Genomic DNA, 17,442 nt, shown 5'->3' with positions numbered 1-17,442 from the left:
TGAATCGGGTCTTTTTTTGTCTTTTTTAATAAATTTTGGTGAAAATTGTATAATTAGTGGAGGATAGTGGTAAGATGTGGTAAATTATATATATGAGAAGGTGAGGTGAGAAAAAATGTTCATGGGAGAATACGAACACCAATTAGATACGAAGGGACGTATGATCGTTCCATCTAAATTTCGTTATGACTTAAATGAACGTTTTATTATCACCCGAGGCCTTGATAAGTGTTTATTTGGCTATACTTTGGAAGAATGGCAAGTTATTGAAGAAAAAATGAAAACTTTACCGATGACAAAGAAAGATGCACGTAAATTTATGCGTATGTTCTTTTCAGGTGCTGTTGAAGTAGAGCTTGATAAACAAGGGCGTATTAACATCCCTCAAAATTTGAGACAATACGCGAACTTAGATAAAGAATGTACAGTAATCGGTGTTTCAAATCGTATAGAGATTTGGGATAGAGAAACTTGGAACGGCTTCTACGAAGAATCTGAAGATAGTTTCGAAGAGATTGCTGAAGATTTAATAGATTTTGATTTTTAAATGGAGGAATTAACTTGTTTCATCATATAAGCGTAATGCTAAAAGAAACCATTGATTATTTAAATGTTAAAGAAGATGGTGTGTATGTAGACTGTACGCTAGGTGGAGCAGGGCATGCGCTCTATTTGTTAAATCAATTGAATGATGAAGGTAGATTGATTGCTATTGACCAAGATACTACAGCTATAGAAAATGCAAAGATAGTTTTAAAAGATCATTTGTATAAAGTAACCTTCGTACATAACAACTTTAGAGAATTACCACAAATTTTAAATGACTTAGATATTGAAAAAGTAGATGGTATCTATTACGACTTAGGCGTTTCGAGCCCACAGCTAGATGTTCCTGAACGCGGATTTAGTTATCATCATGATGCGAAATTAGATATGCGAATGGATCAGACGCAAGAACTTACAGCTTATGAAGTGGTAAATGAATGGGCGTTTGAAGATTTAGTCAGAATATTCCATCGTTATGGAGAAGAAAAATTCGCTAAACAAATTGCTAGACGTATAGAACAAAATCGTAATCAAAAAGAAATCGAAACAACATTAGAACTTGTAGACAGTATTAAAGAGGGGATACCAGCGAAAGCTCGTCGTAAAGGTGGTCATCCAGCTAAAAGAGTTTTCCAAGCAATAAGAATAGCAGTAAACGATGAATTAGCTGCTTTCGAAGATTCATTAGAACAAGCGATTGAGCTTGTCAAAGTTGGTGGTAGGATTTCTGTAATCACTTTCCATTCTTTAGAAGATCGTTTGTGTAAACAAATGTTCCAAGAATATGAAAAAGGACCAGAAGTACCAAGGGGACTACCAGTAATACCAGAAGCATACACCCCGAAATTAAAACGCGTTAACCGCAAACCTATTATTGCAACCGATGAAGATACCGAAAACAATAATCGTGCTCGTAGTGCAAAATTGCGTGTCGCCGAAATTTTAAAATAAGGAGTGCTTGTAAGTGGCTGTAGAGAAAATATACGAACCGTATAATGGTTCAGCACAACAAATACCGGAATCACAACCTTCGACCCAACCTGGTTCGAGGTCGATAAAAAGAAAAGTAGTTGTTCAATTAACTAAGTTTGAAAAGATGTTATACATAGGACTTATAACAATAATTGCTTTGATAAGTATATATATGCTATCTTTAAAAATGGATGCGTATGATACTCGAGGAAAAATTGCAGATTTAGATACAAAAATAGAAAAACAAGCAAGTGAAAATAGCTCGATTCAATCTGAAATTAAAAAGAACTCATCTTACGAACGCATTTACGACAAGGCCAAAGATCAAGGTATGAGCCTTAAGAACGATAATGTAAAGGTAGTGCGTAATAATGGCGAAGCGAAAAATTAAACTAAAAAAACCAAAAATAAAAATTCCAATAAAACAAAATAAAATAGGGGCAGTCCTACTCATCCTTGGATTCGGACTGCTCTTTTTTACGTTGATATTAAGATATTCATATATCATGTTAACTGGACATTCTTCGGGTGAAGATTTAATTCTAAAAGCAAACGAAAAGTATTTAGTAAACACTCAAAAACAACCTGAACGAGGCAAAATTTACGATCGTAATGGTAAAGTTTTAGCAGAAGATGTTGAAAGGTATAAAGTCGTTGCTGTCGTTGATAAAGAAGCCAGTAAAGATAGCGACAAACCTAAGCATGTTGTCGACAAAAAGAAAACAGCTAAAAAACTATCTGAAGTAATTGATATGTCCCAATCCGATATTGAAAAACGCTTGAAACAGAAGAAAGTTTTCCAAGTTGAGTTTGGACAAAAAGGGACAGATTTAACTTATAAAGATAAGCAAAAAATAGATAAAATGAATTTACCAGGAATAAACCTATATCCAGAAACGGAACGTTTTTATCCTAATGGTAATTTTGCGTCACACTTATTAGGAATAGCACAAAAAGATCCTGATACAGGAGAACTCAAAGGTGCTATGGGTGTAGAAAAGATATTTGACAGCTACCTATCCGGTCAAAAAGGTTCATTATCTTATATCCATGATATTTGGGGCTATTTAGCACCGAATACTAAACGTGAAAAAATGCCTAAACGAGGCGACGATGTACATTTAACGATTGACTCAAATATTCAAGTATTCGTTGAAGAAGCATTAGATGGTATGGTAGACCATTACAAACCAAAAGATGCTTTTGCTGTAGTTATGGATGCACATACAGGTGAAATCTTAGCTTCAAGTCAAAGACCTACATTTAATCCAGAAACTGGTAAAGACTTCGGTAAAAAATGGGCAAATGATTTATACCAAAACACATACGAACCAGGTTCAACATTTAAATCATTTGGTCTAGCAGCAGCAATTCAAGAAGGAAAATTTGTGCCGAACAAGAAATATACGTCAGGTCATAGAGACATTATGGGATCTAGAATCTCAGACTGGAACAAAGTAGGTTGGGGTAAAATTCCAATGACGCTTGGTTTCACGTATTCATCAAATACATTAATGATGCACTTACAAGATTTAGTAGGTGTCGACAAAATGAAATCATGGTATGAAAAATTTGGTTTCGGTAAATCTACGAATGGTATGTTTGATAGTGAAGCAAGTGGTGGCATTGCATGGGATAATGCAGCGCAGCAAAAAACATCTGCATTCGGACAATCTACAACTGTAACGCCTGTCCAAATGTTACAAGCACAATCGGCGTTCTTTAATAAAGGTAATATGATTAAACCGTGGTTTGTAAATAGCGTTAAAAACCCAGTAAGTGATAATACTTTCTATAAAGGTAAGAAAGAATACGCAGGCAAACCAATCACTGAAAAAACAGCGAAAAAAGTTCGTGTTGAATTAGATAAAGTTGTAAACAGTGACGATAGTCATGCGAAAAACTATAGAATTGATGGTTATGATATCGCAGGTAAGACTGGTACTGCCCAAGTTGCCGATTCTAAAGGTGGCGGCTATGTTAAAGGCGCGAACCCATATTTCGTTAGTTTCATCGGGGATGCACCGAAGAAAAATCCTAAAGTCATAGTTTATGCTGGAATGAGTTTAGCACAAAAAAATGACGAAGAAGCTTACGAAATGGGTGTTAGTAAGGCCTTTAATCCAATAATGAAAAATACGCTTAAATATTTAAACGTTGATGATAAGAATTCAAAAGATTCATCAGACGTTAAATACAGTAAAGTTCCTGACGTTTCAGGTAAATCAGTGCAAGAGGCTGAAGATGCACTCAACGCGAAATCATTAGAACCTGAAGTCATCGGGTCTGGTGAGAAAATCTCTAAACAATCAGTGAGTGCCAACAAGAAAATTTTACCAAATAGAAAAGTATTATTACTATCTGATGGTGATTTAACGATGCCAAACATGGATGGTTGGTCCAAAGAAGATGTATTGGCATTTGAAAGATTAACTAATGTAAAAATCACGACTAAAGGCAATGGTTTCGTTTCAAAACAATCAACGCCAGAAGGTCAAAAAATTAAAAAGAATGATAAGGTTGAAGTTGAATTTTCAGCTGATAAAATAAGTGGAGATTCAAAATCAAGTAGTTCTTAAATAACAAATTAGATGAGGCAATGTTGAGGAGAATATTCGTTGTTACTATAAACGTACAACAATATTCCGCCTCAAAGTCTCACTAATTTTACATATGCACTTGTCCTTAGCAAAACGTAAAAACCCATAATAAAAAAAAGGAGATCAATATGGTTTATTTACTCGCAATAATTGCATTTTTAATATCGTTAATTTTAGTGCCATTGCTCATACCGACATTGAAAAGGATGAAATTTGGTCAAAGCATTAGAGAAGAAGGGCCAAGAAGCCACATGAAAAAAACAGGTACACCAACTATGGGTGGCCTAACATTTTTAATCAGTATAATAGTAACGTCTGTTTTAGCTATTATATTCATGGATAATTCTAATCCAATTATTTTATTGTTGTTTGTAACTATTGGTTTTGGATTGATTGGATTTATCGATGATTATATTATCGTGGTTAAAAAAGATAACGAAGGTCTTACAAGTAAACAGAAATTTTTAGCTCAAATTGCTATTGCAGTAATCTTTTTCATATTGAGCCAAGTATTCCAATTAGCAAGCTTCTCTACGGGCATTCATATTCCATTTACTAATATAGAACTACAGTTATCAATTGTTTATGTTATTTTTATTATTTTTTGGCAAGTTGGTTTCTCAAACGCTGTAAACTTAACAGATGGATTAGATGGTTTAGCAACAGGATTATCTATTATTGGATTTGTGATGTATGCAATCATGGCTTTTGTTCATGGCGCAAATTCAATTGGAATTTTTTGTGTAATAATGATTTTTGCTTTATTAGGATTTTTACCATTTAACCTTAATCCAGCTAAAGTGTTTATGGGGGATACTGGTAGTTTAGCTTTAGGTGGAATCTTTGCTACGATTTCAATTATGCTAAATCAAGAATTATCACTGATCTTTATTGGATTTGTCTTTGTCGCTGAAACATTATCAGTCATGATTCAAGTTACAAGCTATAAATTAACGGGTAAAAGAATTTTCAAAATGTCACCTTTACATCATCACTTCGAATTAGTAGGTTGGGATGAACGTAAGGTTACAACTGTATTCTGGACAGTAGGATTTATCACAGGGCTAATCGGTTTATGGATTGGAGTGCACTAAAATGCTAAATTATACGGGCTTAGAAGGAAAAAATGTCTTGGTAATAGGCTTAGCAAAAAGTGGTTATGAAGCAGCAAAATTATTGACCCGTCTTGGCGCCAATGTCGTCGTCAATGATGGTAAGGATTTAACACAGGATTCACATGCTAAAGATTTAGAAAATATTGGTGTGAAAGTTATCGGTGGAGAACACCCTCTTTCATTGTTAGATAATGAACCTATCATCTTTAAAAATCCGGGTATTCCGTATACAGTACCTATTTTACAAGAGGCGCAGAATCGTGGATTAAAAATATTAACAGAAGTAGAGTTGAGTTATCTCGTATCAGAAGCACCTATAATTGGTGTTACTGGTACAAATGGTAAAACAACTGTAACTTCATTAATTGGTGATATTTTTCAAAAAAGTAGGTTAGTAGGTAGAATGTCGGGTAATATTGGGTATGTTGCTTCTAAGGTAGCCCAAGAAGTTACTAAAGATGATTATCTCGTTACCGAATTATCGTCGTTCCAATTATTAGGAATAGAACAATATAAGCCGCATATTGCTATTATCACAAACATATACTCAGCACATCTCGACTATCATGAGACGTTAGATAATTATCAAAATGCAAAAAAGCAAATTTATAAAAATCAAGATGAGCATGATTATTTAATTTGTAACTACCATCAACGTCATTTAATTGAATCTGAATCTTTAAAAGCTAAAACTTTATACTTTTCAACACAACAAGAAGTCGATGGTATTTATATCAAAGAGGGTTACATTGTGTTCAAAGGTTTCCGTATCATCCATACTGATGATTTAGTATTGCCTGGTGAGCACAATTTAGAAAATATTTTAGCAGCTGTTTTAGCAGCTTTACTTGCAGGTGTACCTGTTAATGCTATCATTGCCAGTTTAACGACGTTCTCAGGCATAGAGCATAGATTACAGTATATTGGTACAAACAAAACGAACAAATATTACAACGACTCTAAGGCAACGAATACTTTAGCGACTCAGTTTGCGCTTAACTCATTTAAACAACCCATTATATGGTTATGCGGTGGTTTAGACCGAGGCAATGGATTCGATGAATTGATTCCATATATGGAAAACGTCCGTGTAATGATTACTTTTGGCGAAACGCAAGAAAAGTTTGTGAAATTGGGTGAGAGCCAAGGTAAATATGTAATTAAAGCTATAGATATAAAAGATGCAGTAAATAAAATTCAAGATATAATAGAGCCGAATGACGTAGTATTATTATCTCCAGCTTGTGCAAGTTGGGATCAATACAATACTTTTGAAGAGCGTGGTCAACAATTTATTGATAGCTTTAAAGCTCAATTACCTTCTTTTTAAGGATGTGACAAACTTTGGCCGATAAAGTAAAAACTTTTGACTCTGAGTATTTACAAGAAAAGCGAGAACGAAGACGTAAAAGGCAAAAACAAATTCAATATACTATTTTTGGTGTTTTGCTATTCGTGATTATAATATTTTTACTGTATATGTTTACACCTATTAGCAAAATTAGTAATGTCAAAATAGTAGGGAATGATAACGTATCGAAGAGTAAGATTGAGCAATATATCAATGTTAAATCGGACTCAAGAATGTACACTTATAGTACTCGAAAAGCTGAAAGCAATTTGAAAAAACATGAGCTGATTAAAGATGCTGAAGTGAGAAAACATTTTCCAAACAAAATGACTGTTAAAGTTACTGAATATAAAATAGTAGGGTTGGTTAAAAAGAAAGATGACTACGTCCCTATTTTAGAAAATGGTAAACAACTAGATAGTTACAATGGGACATCTACTGATGATGGACCAATATTAGATGGTTTCAAAAAAGAGAAACAAGAAAAAATAATTCAAGCGTTAGCTAAAATGCCAGCGAATGTAAGAAGTATGATTTCTGAAATCAAGTATGATCCTAGCGATAATTCGCAAAATCAAATTAAACTTTATACTTCAGATAACTTGCAAATTTTAGGTAATATTAAAACGATTGCTAGTAAAATGAAGTATTACCCACAGATGTCTCAATCATTAAAACGTAATGACGCGGGTGAGTTAGAAAAATCAGGTTATTTAGATTTAACTGTAGGTGCATCGTTTATTCCTTACTCTGAATCAACTAATACAAAATCAGATAGTGATAAAGATGTTGAAAGGGGTACAGCACAAGCTGATAAGGCAAAAGACGAACTACAAAGTGCCTTAAATAAGATTAATAAGAACTCAAAAGAAAGTAATTAAAAAATTTTGACAAATACATGTGTTTATAGTTCACAAGCATGGCAACGTATTGTAAACTAAACATAGTGTAAAATAGAATAGTTAATGTCAGGAGGTGCCTATCTATGGAGGAACATTATTATGTAAGTATAGATATAGGTTCATCAAGTATTAAAACAATTGTAGGCGAGAAATTTCACAATGGTATAAATGTGATAGGTACAGGACAAACCTACACAAGTGGTATAAAAAATGGTTTAATAGACGATTTTGATATAGCTAAACAGGCAATTAAAGATACAATTAAGAAAGCTTCAATTGCATCAGGTGTAGATATAAAAGAAGTGTTTTTAAAATTACCAATTATTGGTACAGAAGTTTATGATGAAACAAATGAAATAGAATTTTATGAAGATACTGAGTTAGATGGCACGCATATTGAGAGTGCATTAGAAGGCATTCGTGAAAAAAATGATGTGCCAGAAACTGAAGTAATTAATGCATTTCCCATTAAATTTATAGTTGATGGCGATAATGAGGTATCAGACCCTAAAGAACTCATCGCTAGACATTCATTGAAAGTCGAAGCAGGCGTTATTGCAATACAGCAATCTATACTGATTAATATGATTAAATGCGTAGAGTCTTGTGGTGTAGATGTTTTAGATGTTTACTCAGACGCATACAATTATAATTCAGTATTGTCTGCAACTGAGAAAGAATTAGGTGCATGTGTTATTGATATTGGTGAAGATGTGACACAGTTAGCATTCTATGAACGTGGTGAACTTGTTGATGCTGATTCAGTAGAAATGGCTGGACGTGACATTACAGAAGATGTTGCTGAAGCATTTAACACTACTTTTGAAACAGCTGAAAAGGTTAAACATCAATATGGTCATGCATTTTATGATTCAGCTTCAAGTCAAGATATCTTCAATGTAAACCAAATCGATAGTGATGAAGAAGTTCAATATACTCAAAAAGATTTAGCTGATGTTATTGAAGCACGCGTAGAAGAAATCTTCTTAAGTGTATTTGATGTGTTAGAAGAGCTAGGCCTAACTAAAGTAAACGGTGGTTTTGTAGTTACAGGTGGTTCTGCTAATTTATTAGGTGTTAAAGAATTATTACAAGATATGGTAAGTGAAAAGGTAAGAATTCACACACCATCTCAAATGGGAATTAGAAAACCAGAATTTTCTTCTGCAATTTCTACTATTTCTAGTAGCATTACTTTCGACGAATTATTAGATTATGTTACAATTAGTAATCATGGCAGTGAAGAATTTGAAGAAGAAGTAATTGAATCAGAAGAAAAAGAAAATGCTTCTAAATCCAGCGGATTTGATTGGTTTAAGAAAAAGTCAAATAAGCAGGAGGGCGCTATTTCAGATGATTCTGAACCAGCACACGTACATAAATCACCGGCATCTTCTCAGTCAAGAGACGAACATGAAGAACAATATGAAGATGAGTATGTAGAGCATAATCATGAGCCTAAAGAACAAGAAGAAAGTAAATTTAAAAAACTGATGAAATCATTATTCGATTGATTGGCCATTTAAACTAGGAGGAAATATAAATGTTAGAATTTGAACAAGGATTTAATCATTTAGCGACACTAAAAGTCATCGGTGTAGGCGGTGGCGGTAATAACGCTGTTAACCGTATGATCGACCACGGAATGAACAATGTTGAATTCATTTCTATTAATACTGATGGACAAGCTTTAAACTTATCTAAAGCTGAATCAAAAATCCAAATTGGTGAAAAGTTAACACGTGGTTTGGGTGCAGGTGCTAACCCTGAAATTGGGAAAAAAGCGGCTGAAGAATCTAGAGAACAAATTGAAGATGCTATCCAAGGTGCAGATATGGTATTCGTAACTGCTGGTATGGGTGGCGGTACTGGTACAGGTGCTGCTCCTGTTGTTGCAAAAATAGCAAAAGAAATGGGTGCCTTAACAGTTGGTGTTGTAACACGCCCATTTGGTTTCGAAGGACGTAAACGTCAAACTCAAGCAGCTGCTGGTGTAGAAGCAATGAAAGCTGCAGTTGATACATTAATCGTTATCCCTAATGATCGTTTATTAGACATCGTTGATAAATCAACTCCAATGATGGAAGCATTCAAAGAAGCAGATAACGTATTACGCCAAGGTGTTCAAGGTATTTCTGACTTAATCGCAGTTTCTGGTGAAGTTAACCTTGACTTTGCAGACGTTAAAACAATCATGTCTAACCAAGGTTCTGCTTTAATGGGAATTGGTGTTTCTTCTGGCGAAAATCGTGCAGTAGAAGCAGCTAAAAAAGCAATTTCTTCACCATTATTAGAAACATCAATCGTTGGTGCGCAAGGCGTATTAATGAATATTACTGGTGGGGAATCACTTTCACTATTTGAAGCACAAGAAGCAGCAGATATTGTACAGGATGCAGCTGACGAAGATGTAAATATGATTTTCGGTACAGTTATTAACCCTGAATTACAAGATGAAATTGTTGTGACAGTTATTGCAACTGGTTTTGAAGATAAACCTTCAGTACAAGGACGTAAATCTTCAAATACTGGATTTGGTTCTAGTGCAACAACTTCTGCTAAAGATGATTCATTTGCTTCATCTAATTCAAATTCAACACAAGCTCCTGAATCTAGTAGTGAAGCGAGAAGTCATACTACAAAAGAAGATGACATTCCAAGCTTCATTAGAAATAGAGAAGAAAGACGTTCTAGAAGAACTAGACGCTAATTGAGAGAATTATACTTTATAGATAAGTATAAATATGGTCGCTAGAACACAACTCTGACCATGTTAATGTCATCAGATTTAACGATCTGATGACTTTTTTAATATAAAAAAGTCAATCTGTAATTTGGTTTTTAAATACTGAATAATTTGTTGGAGGCTTCAAACATGGCTGAAAAATTTAAAAAGTACAATCATGTATTATTATTTGAAGATGATCAAAGTGAAGATGTAACGATTGGCATAACAACAAGAGAACAAGGTAAGAGTGCTTATCCAAATGATGCTTTTAATATGGCGAGGTATATTGACGATGAATCTAGCAATATCACTTATCATCAAGAACAACTCGCTGAAATTATTAACTATCCTAGAGAAAATTGGGTTTTCCCAATACAAACACATGAAAACAATGTGGTAGCTATCACACAACAAGATAGAGGTACGAATATTGATGCATTAACTGATGAATTGCATGGTGTTGATGGTATGTTTACTTATGACTCTGATATATTACTAACGATGTGTTATGCTGATTGTGTGCCTATATATTTTTATAGTAAACAAAATCACTTTATAGGATTGGCACATGCAGGATGGCGTGGAACAGTAAGTCAAATCGTTACTGAAATGCTAACGAAAATTGACTTTAACCTTGAAGATTTAAATGTAGTCATAGGTCCTGCAACTTCAAATTCATATGAAATAAATGATGATATTAAACAAAAATTTGATCAATTACCTATCGATTCCTCTAATTATATTGAAACACGTGGCAATGATCGACATGGTATTGATTTAAAATTAGCTAATAAATTATTATTGGTAAATGCGGGTGTGCCGAGTGATAATATCTATATTACACAATATGCCACTTCAGAAGAATTAACTGTATTTTTTTCTTATAGAGTAGAAAAAGGGAATACTGGCAGAATGTTAGCTTTTATAGGACAATAAAGTAAGAGGTGATTAGGTGACGGTACAGGAAAACTATACATCAATCCAAAATGAAATTTCAGCGGCAACCAAGAAAGGCGGTTTTTCATTACAGCCTCACGTGATTGCAGTAACAAAATATGTTACAATAGGACGTGCTAATGAAGCATATAATGCAGGTATAAAACATTTCGGTGAAAACCGATTAGAAGGCTTTGTAGCAAAGAAAGAAGCTTTACCTGATGATTGTATCTTTCATTTTATAGGTTCACTTCAAACTAGAAAAGTTAAAGAAGTGATAAATGAAGTTGATTACTTTCACGCATTAGATCGCTTAAAATTAGCAAAAGAAATAAACAAGCGTGCACAACATAAAATCAAATGTTTCATTCAAGTCAACGTTTCTGGCGAAGAATCGAAACATGGTATAAAGCTTGACGAAGTCAATGACTTTATTAATACTTTGCAAGATTATGAAAATATTGAAATCGTAGGTCTTATGACAATGGCGCCTTATACAGATGATGAGGATTACATAAAAGCCTTGTTTAAAGCCTTAAAAGAAAAACAGATAGAAATACACGAACTCAATTTAAAACATGCGCCATGTTCAGAACTATCAATGGGTATGAGTAATGATTTTCAACTCGCCGCAGAAGTAGGTGCAACGTTTGTCAGAATTGGGACTAAACTTGTAGGAAAAGAGGAGTGAGCCCCATGGCTTTAAAAGATTTATTTAACGGATTTTTCGTAGTAGAAGAGGAAGATGAGGAAACTGAACCTCCCCGACATCATGATGAGATGGATAGACAACAAAACAGACAACAAGCGCAGTCTCAAACTAATTTTAACGAACAAGCAAATTATGACAACACTGACAATCAACGTTCAATTCAATCAGTGCCTAAAAAACAATCTACACGTAGTAACCAATCTAACGAGCGTAGATATCAGTTAAATAGTGCACCTAAAAACAATACAAGGAATGTTGTTAATATGAATCAAGAGCAAGATGCTTTTAATACGATGCAAGAAAGTTCTAAAATGTGCTTATTTGAACCACGCGTATTTTCTGATACACAAGATATTGCTGATGAACTTAAAAATCGTCGTGCCACATTAGTAAACTTACAACGTATTGATAAAGTTTCGGCAAAACGTATCATAGATTTCTTAAGTGGTACTGTATATGCTATTGGTGGAGATATCCAACGCGTAGGTTCTGATATCTTCTTATGTACTCCAGATAACGTAGAAGTTGCTGGTAGTATTACGGATCAAATTGAAAATATGGAACAAGGCGAATAGAGGTTATTAATTAATGAGTCCAGAAATATTAGCAACTATATTTCACTTAATTATAAATTTAGTACAAATTTATTACTTTGGAATGATTGTATATTTCTTTATGTCATGGTTACCAAATGCACGAGAAAATGCTTTTGGACGATTTTTGGCTAGATTATATGAACCATTCTTAGAGCCTTTCCGTAAAATCATACCACCTATCGGCATGATTGATATTTCATCAATTGCAGCGATTATTGCATTAGTATTGTTCCAAAAAGGTTTAGATAATATTTTTGCAATTATACTTAATAGTTTATATTAAAAATGTGTTGTTTTAAATTTGAATGAATAAAGCACCTAACGTTATCGTAGCGCGAGGTGCTTTATGTTGTTGTAGGAGTGATTTAAATAGATATATACCAACATTTTAGAAAAGAAGAGCATGAAATCATTGATATACTGCTGGATAAATGTAATCAAGCAAATGAACAATACTCACCAGTGTTAACACATTTTCTTGATCCGCGAGGACAATATATATTAAAAGTAATCAGTGGTAGTTTTGATGAATTAGAAGTTACACTTTTTGGTGGTCAATATAGCGAACGTAAACGTGCAATCATTGCACCAAGCTACTTTGAACCTCAAGAAGAAGATTTTGAAATAAGTTTAATAGAAATAGACTATCCCCAAAAGTTTGTTACGTTACAACATCAAAACGTACTGGGTACAATTATGTCGCTAGGTATAGAACGTGACCAATTAGGTGACATTATTGTTAATGAGCGTATTCAATTTACTTTGACAAAACAATTAGAATCTTATATTATATTACAATTAACACGTATCAAAGGTGCGACAGTTGAACTTAATTCTATTCCTATTAATTCTATGATACAATCTAATGAGAATTGGAAGCATTTTGAAGCCAATGTTAGTGGACTTAGACTTGATGTAGTATTAAAAGATATAATTAGAAAGTCGCGGTCTATTGCAAAACAATTGATAGAAAAGAAAAAAGTAAAAGTAAATCATACTATTATAGACTCTGTTGATTTCCAACTAGATAGCGAAGATTTAATATCAGTTCAAGGATACGGCAGAGCAATGATAACGCAAATAGGTGGCAAAACGAAAAAAGATAAAGTGCATATATCTTACAAAACACTCTTTAAATAATGTATAATACATTTATATGTAATCAAAGACGAAGTAAGATTGTTAAAATGCATATTTTCTGACTAAATAAAATAGTGTATTATAGAGGGAGGATATCCAATGCCTTTTACACCAAATGAAATTAAAAGTAAAACATTCACTACTGTAAAAAATGGATTTGAACCTACTGAAGTTGAAGGTTATTTAGAACAACTCAGTACTGAAATTGAACGTTTAAAAGAAGATAAAAAACAATTAGAACAAGTAATTGAAGATAAAGAAACGAACATTCAATCATATAAAGATGTTCATCAATCTGTAAGTGATGCGCTTGTTCAAGCACAACAAGCTGGAGAAGAGACTAAAGCTGCTGCAACAAAAGATGCAGAAGCAACTGTAGCCAAAGCGGAAGCGCAAGCGAATCAAATCGTCAATGATGCTATCGAAAAATCACGTAGACTATCATTCCAAACGGAAGATATGAAACGCCAATCTAAAATCTTTAGATCTCGTTTCCGTATGTTAGTCGAAGCTCAACTTGACTTGTTAAAAAGTGAAGACTGGGATTACTTATTAAACTATGATTTAGATTCAGCGCAAGTAACTGAAGAAAATATTAATCATTTACACGACAATGATTTAACTGAAGAAGAAAAAGAGATGAAGGCACAGGCAGAAGCTGAGCAACAAGCTGCAACGGAAGAAGCTGCTTCATCAGAATCAGAAGACAATTCATCTAAATAATATAGCAGACGCGTAAGTAACTGGAAGTATAATTCAGCGAATTAGGGATGGTGTGAGCCTAATATATACAAGTTGCTTGTATCACTGTTATGCAACAATAAAAGACTTTTATGAGAGAACTCTAAGTTGAGTTAATCAGGGTGGTAACGCGGTTTAATCGTCCCTGTTAATTGAACTTAGAGTTCTTTTTTAGTTTTAAATTTTTAGCACAAAAAACAAGGAGTGGAATCAATGGATTATAAAGAAACGTTATTAATGCCAAAAACAGATTTTCCAATGCGTGGAGGTCTACCAAATAAAGAACCAAAAATTCAAGAAGAATGGAATAATAACGATATTTATTCCAAAGCGTTAGCGCAAAACGAAGGCAATCCTTCATATATTTTACATGACGGGCCTCCATATGCGAACGGCTCTTTACACATGGGACATGCGCTGAATAAAATCTTGAAAGATATTATCGTGCGTTATAAAACAATGCAAGGCTTTTATGCGCCGTATGTACCAGGTTGGGATACACACGGTTTACCAATTGAACAAGCATTGACTAAAAAAGGCGTAAAACGTAAAGAAATGTCAGTTGCTGACTTTAGAAAAAAATGTGAAGAATTCGCATTAGAGCAAATTGAACTACAAAAGAAAGACTTTAAACGCCTTGGAGTACAAGGTGACTTTAACAACCCATATATCACTTTAAAACCAGAATATGAAGCTGCACAAATTCGTTTATTTGGTGAAATGGCTGATAAAGGCTTAATTTACAAAGGTAAAAAACCAGTTTATTGGTCTCCTTCAAGTGAGTCATCTTTAGCTGAAGCTGAAATTGAATATCATGATAAACGTTCAGCATCAATTTATGTAGCATTTGATGTTAAAGATGGTAAAGATATTGTCGATAATGACGCTAAGTTTATCATTTGGACAACGACACCATGGACGTTGCCTTCTAACGTAGCTATAACTGTACATCCAGAATTATCTTATGGACAATATAACGTTAACGGCGAAAAATATATTATCGGTAAAGATTTAGTCAGCGATGTTGCAGAACAAATTGGTTGGAACGAAGAAGATATTACTTTAGAAAAAGAATTTAAAGGTTCTGAGTTAGAATATGTAGAAACACAACATCCATTTATAGACAGAACATCTCTCGTTATTAACGGTACGCATGTTACTACTGACGCTGGTACAGGTTGTGTCCATACGGCTCCAGGTCATGGTGAAGACGACTATATCGTATCTCAAAAATATAATTTACCAGTAATTAGTCCGGTAGATGATAAAGGTGTGTTCACTGAAGAAGCTGGACAATTTGAAGGACAATTTTATGATAAAGCGAATAAACCTATCACAGATTTATTAACTGAAAAAGGTGCATTATTAAAATTAGACTTCATTACACATAGTTATCCTCACGATTGGCGTACGAAAAAACCAGTTATCTTTAGAGCGACGCCACAATGGTTTGCTTCTATTGATAAAGTAAGAACTGATATTTTAAATGCGATTGACCAAACGAAATTTAAAGTAGATTGGGGTAAAACACGTATTTACAATATGATTCGTGATCGTGGTGAATGGGTAATTTCACGTCAACGTGTATGGGGCGTACCATTACCAGTATTTTATGCTGAAAATGGCGATATTATCATGACTTCTGAAACAGTAAATCACGTAGCAGATTTATTTGAACAACACGGTTCAAATGTGTGGTTTGAAAGAGAAGCTAAAGATTTATTACCAGAAGGATTTACCCACGAAGGAAGTCCAAATGGCGAATTTACGAAAGAAACGGATATCATGGACGTATGGTTCGACTCAGGTTCATCTCATAGAGGTGTGTTAGAAGCTAGACCAGAATTATCATTCCCAGCTGATTTATATCTTGAAGGTAGTGACCAATATCGTGGCTGGTTTAACTCTTCTATTACTACAGCGGTAGCAACTAGAGCACAGTCTCCATATAAAATGTTACTCTCTCATGGTTTCGTTATGGATGGCGAAGGTAAAAAAATGAGTAAATCTTTAGGTAATGTTATCGTGCCTGATCAAATCGTTAAACAAAAAGGTGCAGATATCGCACGTTTATGGGTAAGTAGTGTTGACTATTTAGCTGATGTCCGTATTTCTGATGAAATCTTAAAACAAACTTCAGATGTTTATAGAAAAATTAGAAACACGCTAAGATTTATGTTAGGTAACGTAAGCGACTTTGACCCAGCAGTCGACGCAATACCTGAAAATGATTTATTAGAAGTAGATAAATATCTATTAAATAGATTAAGAGAATTTACGGCAAATACTTTAGAACATTATGATGATTTCGATTACCTTGATATTTATCAAGAAGTTCAAAACTTTATAAATGTTGAGCTAAGTAATTTCTATTTAGATTACGGTAAAGATATTCTTTATATCGAAGCACGTGATGCACATAAACGTCGTAGTATGCAAACCGTACTTTATCGTATCATTGTTGATATGACTAAATTACTTGCACCAATCTTAGCTCATACTGCTGACGAAGTGTGGTCTCATATTCCACATGTAACTGAAGAAAGCGTGCATTTAACGCATATGCCTAAAGTAGAACAAGTAGATTCAGCATTATTAGAAAAATGGAATAAACTTATGAAATTACGCGATGACGTTAACCGTGCATTAGAAGTAGCACGTAACGAGAAAGTAATTGGTAAATCATTAGAAGCTAAAGTTATTATCGGAGACAATGATAACTTTAAACCTTCTGAGTTCTTACAACAATTTGCAGATTTAGAACAATTGTTTATTACTTCTCAAGTTGAAGTTACTTCTAACGTCGAAGATGGAACAGCTTATCAATACGGAGATATTCGTATTGAACATGCAGAAGGCGAAAAATGTGAACGTTGCTGGAATTACAGCACAGAGTTAGGTTCTGTAGGTGAACTAGATCATTTATGCCCTAGATGCCAAGAAGTAGTCAAAACATTAGTTTAATAATAAACAATGACCTAGACAAATTACTTTTTATAGTTTGTCTAGGTTTTTTTATTACAAATAGTTTAAATTAATGACTTCTTTTTATGTAATAAATAATTTAAAATTAAGCAAGTTAAACTTTATAATATAACTCAAA

16 protein-coding genes are annotated in these 17,442 nt (G+C 33.8%); all 16 read left to right on the top strand.

Features of this window, described 5'->3' with window-relative positions:
* Nucleotides 1-115 precede the first annotated feature (115 nt).
* The 16 genes from mraZ (at nucleotide 116) to ileS (ending at nucleotide 17,303) form a co-directional block, all read left to right on the top strand.
* The gene (gene mraZ / locus ISP08_RS08230) at nucleotides 116-547 is read left to right on the top strand and encodes a division/cell wall cluster transcriptional repressor MraZ (protein ID WP_048794145.1); all 432 of its coding nucleotides are present in this window, start codon (nucleotides 116-118) and stop codon (nucleotides 545-547) included.
* A 14-nt stretch (nucleotides 548-561) separates the two neighbouring features.
* The gene (gene rsmH, locus ISP08_RS08225; protein WP_195718299.1) at nucleotides 562-1,497 is read left to right on the top strand and encodes a 16S rRNA (cytosine(1402)-N(4))-methyltransferase RsmH; all 936 of its coding nucleotides are present in this window, start codon (nucleotides 562-564) and stop codon (nucleotides 1,495-1,497) included.
* Between the two features lie 13 nt (nucleotides 1,498-1,510).
* Nucleotides 1,511-1,909 carry a cell division protein FtsL gene (gene ftsL / locus ISP08_RS08220; protein WP_048794143.1) on the top strand — a complete coding sequence of 133 codons (399 nt, stop codon included), beginning with the start codon at nucleotides 1,511-1,513 and terminating at the stop codon, nucleotides 1,907-1,909.
* Complete coding sequence (locus ISP08_RS08215; protein ID WP_195718298.1) at nucleotides 1,890-4,097, top strand: penicillin-binding protein; 2,208 nt, start codon at nucleotides 1,890-1,892, stop codon at nucleotides 4,095-4,097. Before ftsL ends, ISP08_RS08215 begins: the two co-directional genes overlap by 20 nt.
* A gap of 149 nt (nucleotides 4,098-4,246) precedes the next feature.
* Nucleotides 4,247-5,212: a phospho-N-acetylmuramoyl-pentapeptide-transferase gene (gene mraY / locus ISP08_RS08210; RefSeq protein WP_048794141.1), complete on the top strand. Its 966-nt coding sequence runs from the start codon at nucleotides 4,247-4,249 to the stop codon at nucleotides 5,210-5,212.
* Between the two features lies 1 nt (nucleotide 5,213).
* A complete protein-coding gene (murD, locus tag ISP08_RS08205; protein ID WP_048794140.1) occupies nucleotides 5,214-6,563 on the top strand; it encodes a UDP-N-acetylmuramoyl-L-alanine--D-glutamate ligase in 1,350 nt (449 codons plus the stop codon).
* Nucleotides 6,564-6,577: 14 nt separating this feature from the next.
* Nucleotides 6,578-7,465, top strand: a complete 888-nt coding sequence (locus tag ISP08_RS08200) for a cell division protein FtsQ/DivIB (RefSeq protein ID WP_195718297.1) — start codon at nucleotides 6,578-6,580, stop codon at nucleotides 7,463-7,465.
* A gap of 104 nt (nucleotides 7,466-7,569) precedes the next feature.
* Nucleotides 7,570-9,000 (top strand): cell division protein FtsA, encoded by a 1,431-nt coding sequence (ftsA, locus tag ISP08_RS08195; protein ID WP_195718296.1) that lies wholly within the window; start codon nucleotides 7,570-7,572, stop codon nucleotides 8,998-9,000.
* Nucleotides 9,001-9,029: 29 nt separating this feature from the next.
* The gene (gene ftsZ, locus ISP08_RS08190) at nucleotides 9,030-10,196 is read left to right on the top strand and encodes a cell division protein FtsZ (RefSeq protein ID WP_048794138.1); all 1,167 of its coding nucleotides are present in this window, start codon (nucleotides 9,030-9,032) and stop codon (nucleotides 10,194-10,196) included.
* 165 nt (nucleotides 10,197-10,361) lie between these two features.
* Nucleotides 10,362-11,150: a peptidoglycan editing factor PgeF gene (gene pgeF, locus ISP08_RS08185; protein WP_195718295.1), complete on the top strand. Its 789-nt coding sequence runs from the start codon at nucleotides 10,362-10,364 to the stop codon at nucleotides 11,148-11,150.
* Between the two features lie 16 nt (nucleotides 11,151-11,166).
* A complete protein-coding gene (locus ISP08_RS08180) occupies nucleotides 11,167-11,841 on the top strand; it encodes a YggS family pyridoxal phosphate-dependent enzyme (protein WP_195718294.1) in 675 nt (224 codons plus the stop codon).
* A gap of 5 nt (nucleotides 11,842-11,846) precedes the next feature.
* Entirely contained in the window at nucleotides 11,847-12,437 is a 591-nt protein-coding gene (locus ISP08_RS08175) for a cell division protein SepF (protein ID WP_048794135.1), read from the top strand.
* A gap of 13 nt (nucleotides 12,438-12,450) precedes the next feature.
* A complete protein-coding gene (locus tag ISP08_RS08170) occupies nucleotides 12,451-12,741 on the top strand; it encodes a YggT family protein (RefSeq protein ID WP_048794134.1) in 291 nt (96 codons plus the stop codon).
* An 86-nt stretch (nucleotides 12,742-12,827) separates the two neighbouring features.
* Nucleotides 12,828-13,598, top strand: a complete 771-nt coding sequence (locus ISP08_RS08165; protein WP_195718695.1) for a YlmH family RNA-binding protein — start codon at nucleotides 12,828-12,830, stop codon at nucleotides 13,596-13,598.
* Nucleotides 13,599-13,697: 99 nt separating this feature from the next.
* The gene (locus ISP08_RS08160) at nucleotides 13,698-14,321 is read left to right on the top strand and encodes a DivIVA domain-containing protein (protein WP_195718293.1); all 624 of its coding nucleotides are present in this window, start codon (nucleotides 13,698-13,700) and stop codon (nucleotides 14,319-14,321) included.
* Nucleotides 14,322-14,552: 231 nt separating this feature from the next.
* Nucleotides 14,553-17,303 carry an isoleucine--tRNA ligase gene (gene ileS / locus ISP08_RS08155; RefSeq protein ID WP_195718292.1) on the top strand — a complete coding sequence of 917 codons (2,751 nt, stop codon included), beginning with the start codon at nucleotides 14,553-14,555 and terminating at the stop codon, nucleotides 17,301-17,303.
* Nucleotides 17,304-17,442 lie beyond the last annotated feature (139 nt).

Source organism: Staphylococcus lloydii (assembly GCF_015775975.1).
Classification (GTDB): domain Bacteria; phylum Bacillota; class Bacilli; order Staphylococcales; family Staphylococcaceae; genus Staphylococcus; species Staphylococcus lloydii.
Note: the sequence above shows the minus strand (reverse complement) of the source record. Positions and strands in the feature narration are given on the sequence as shown.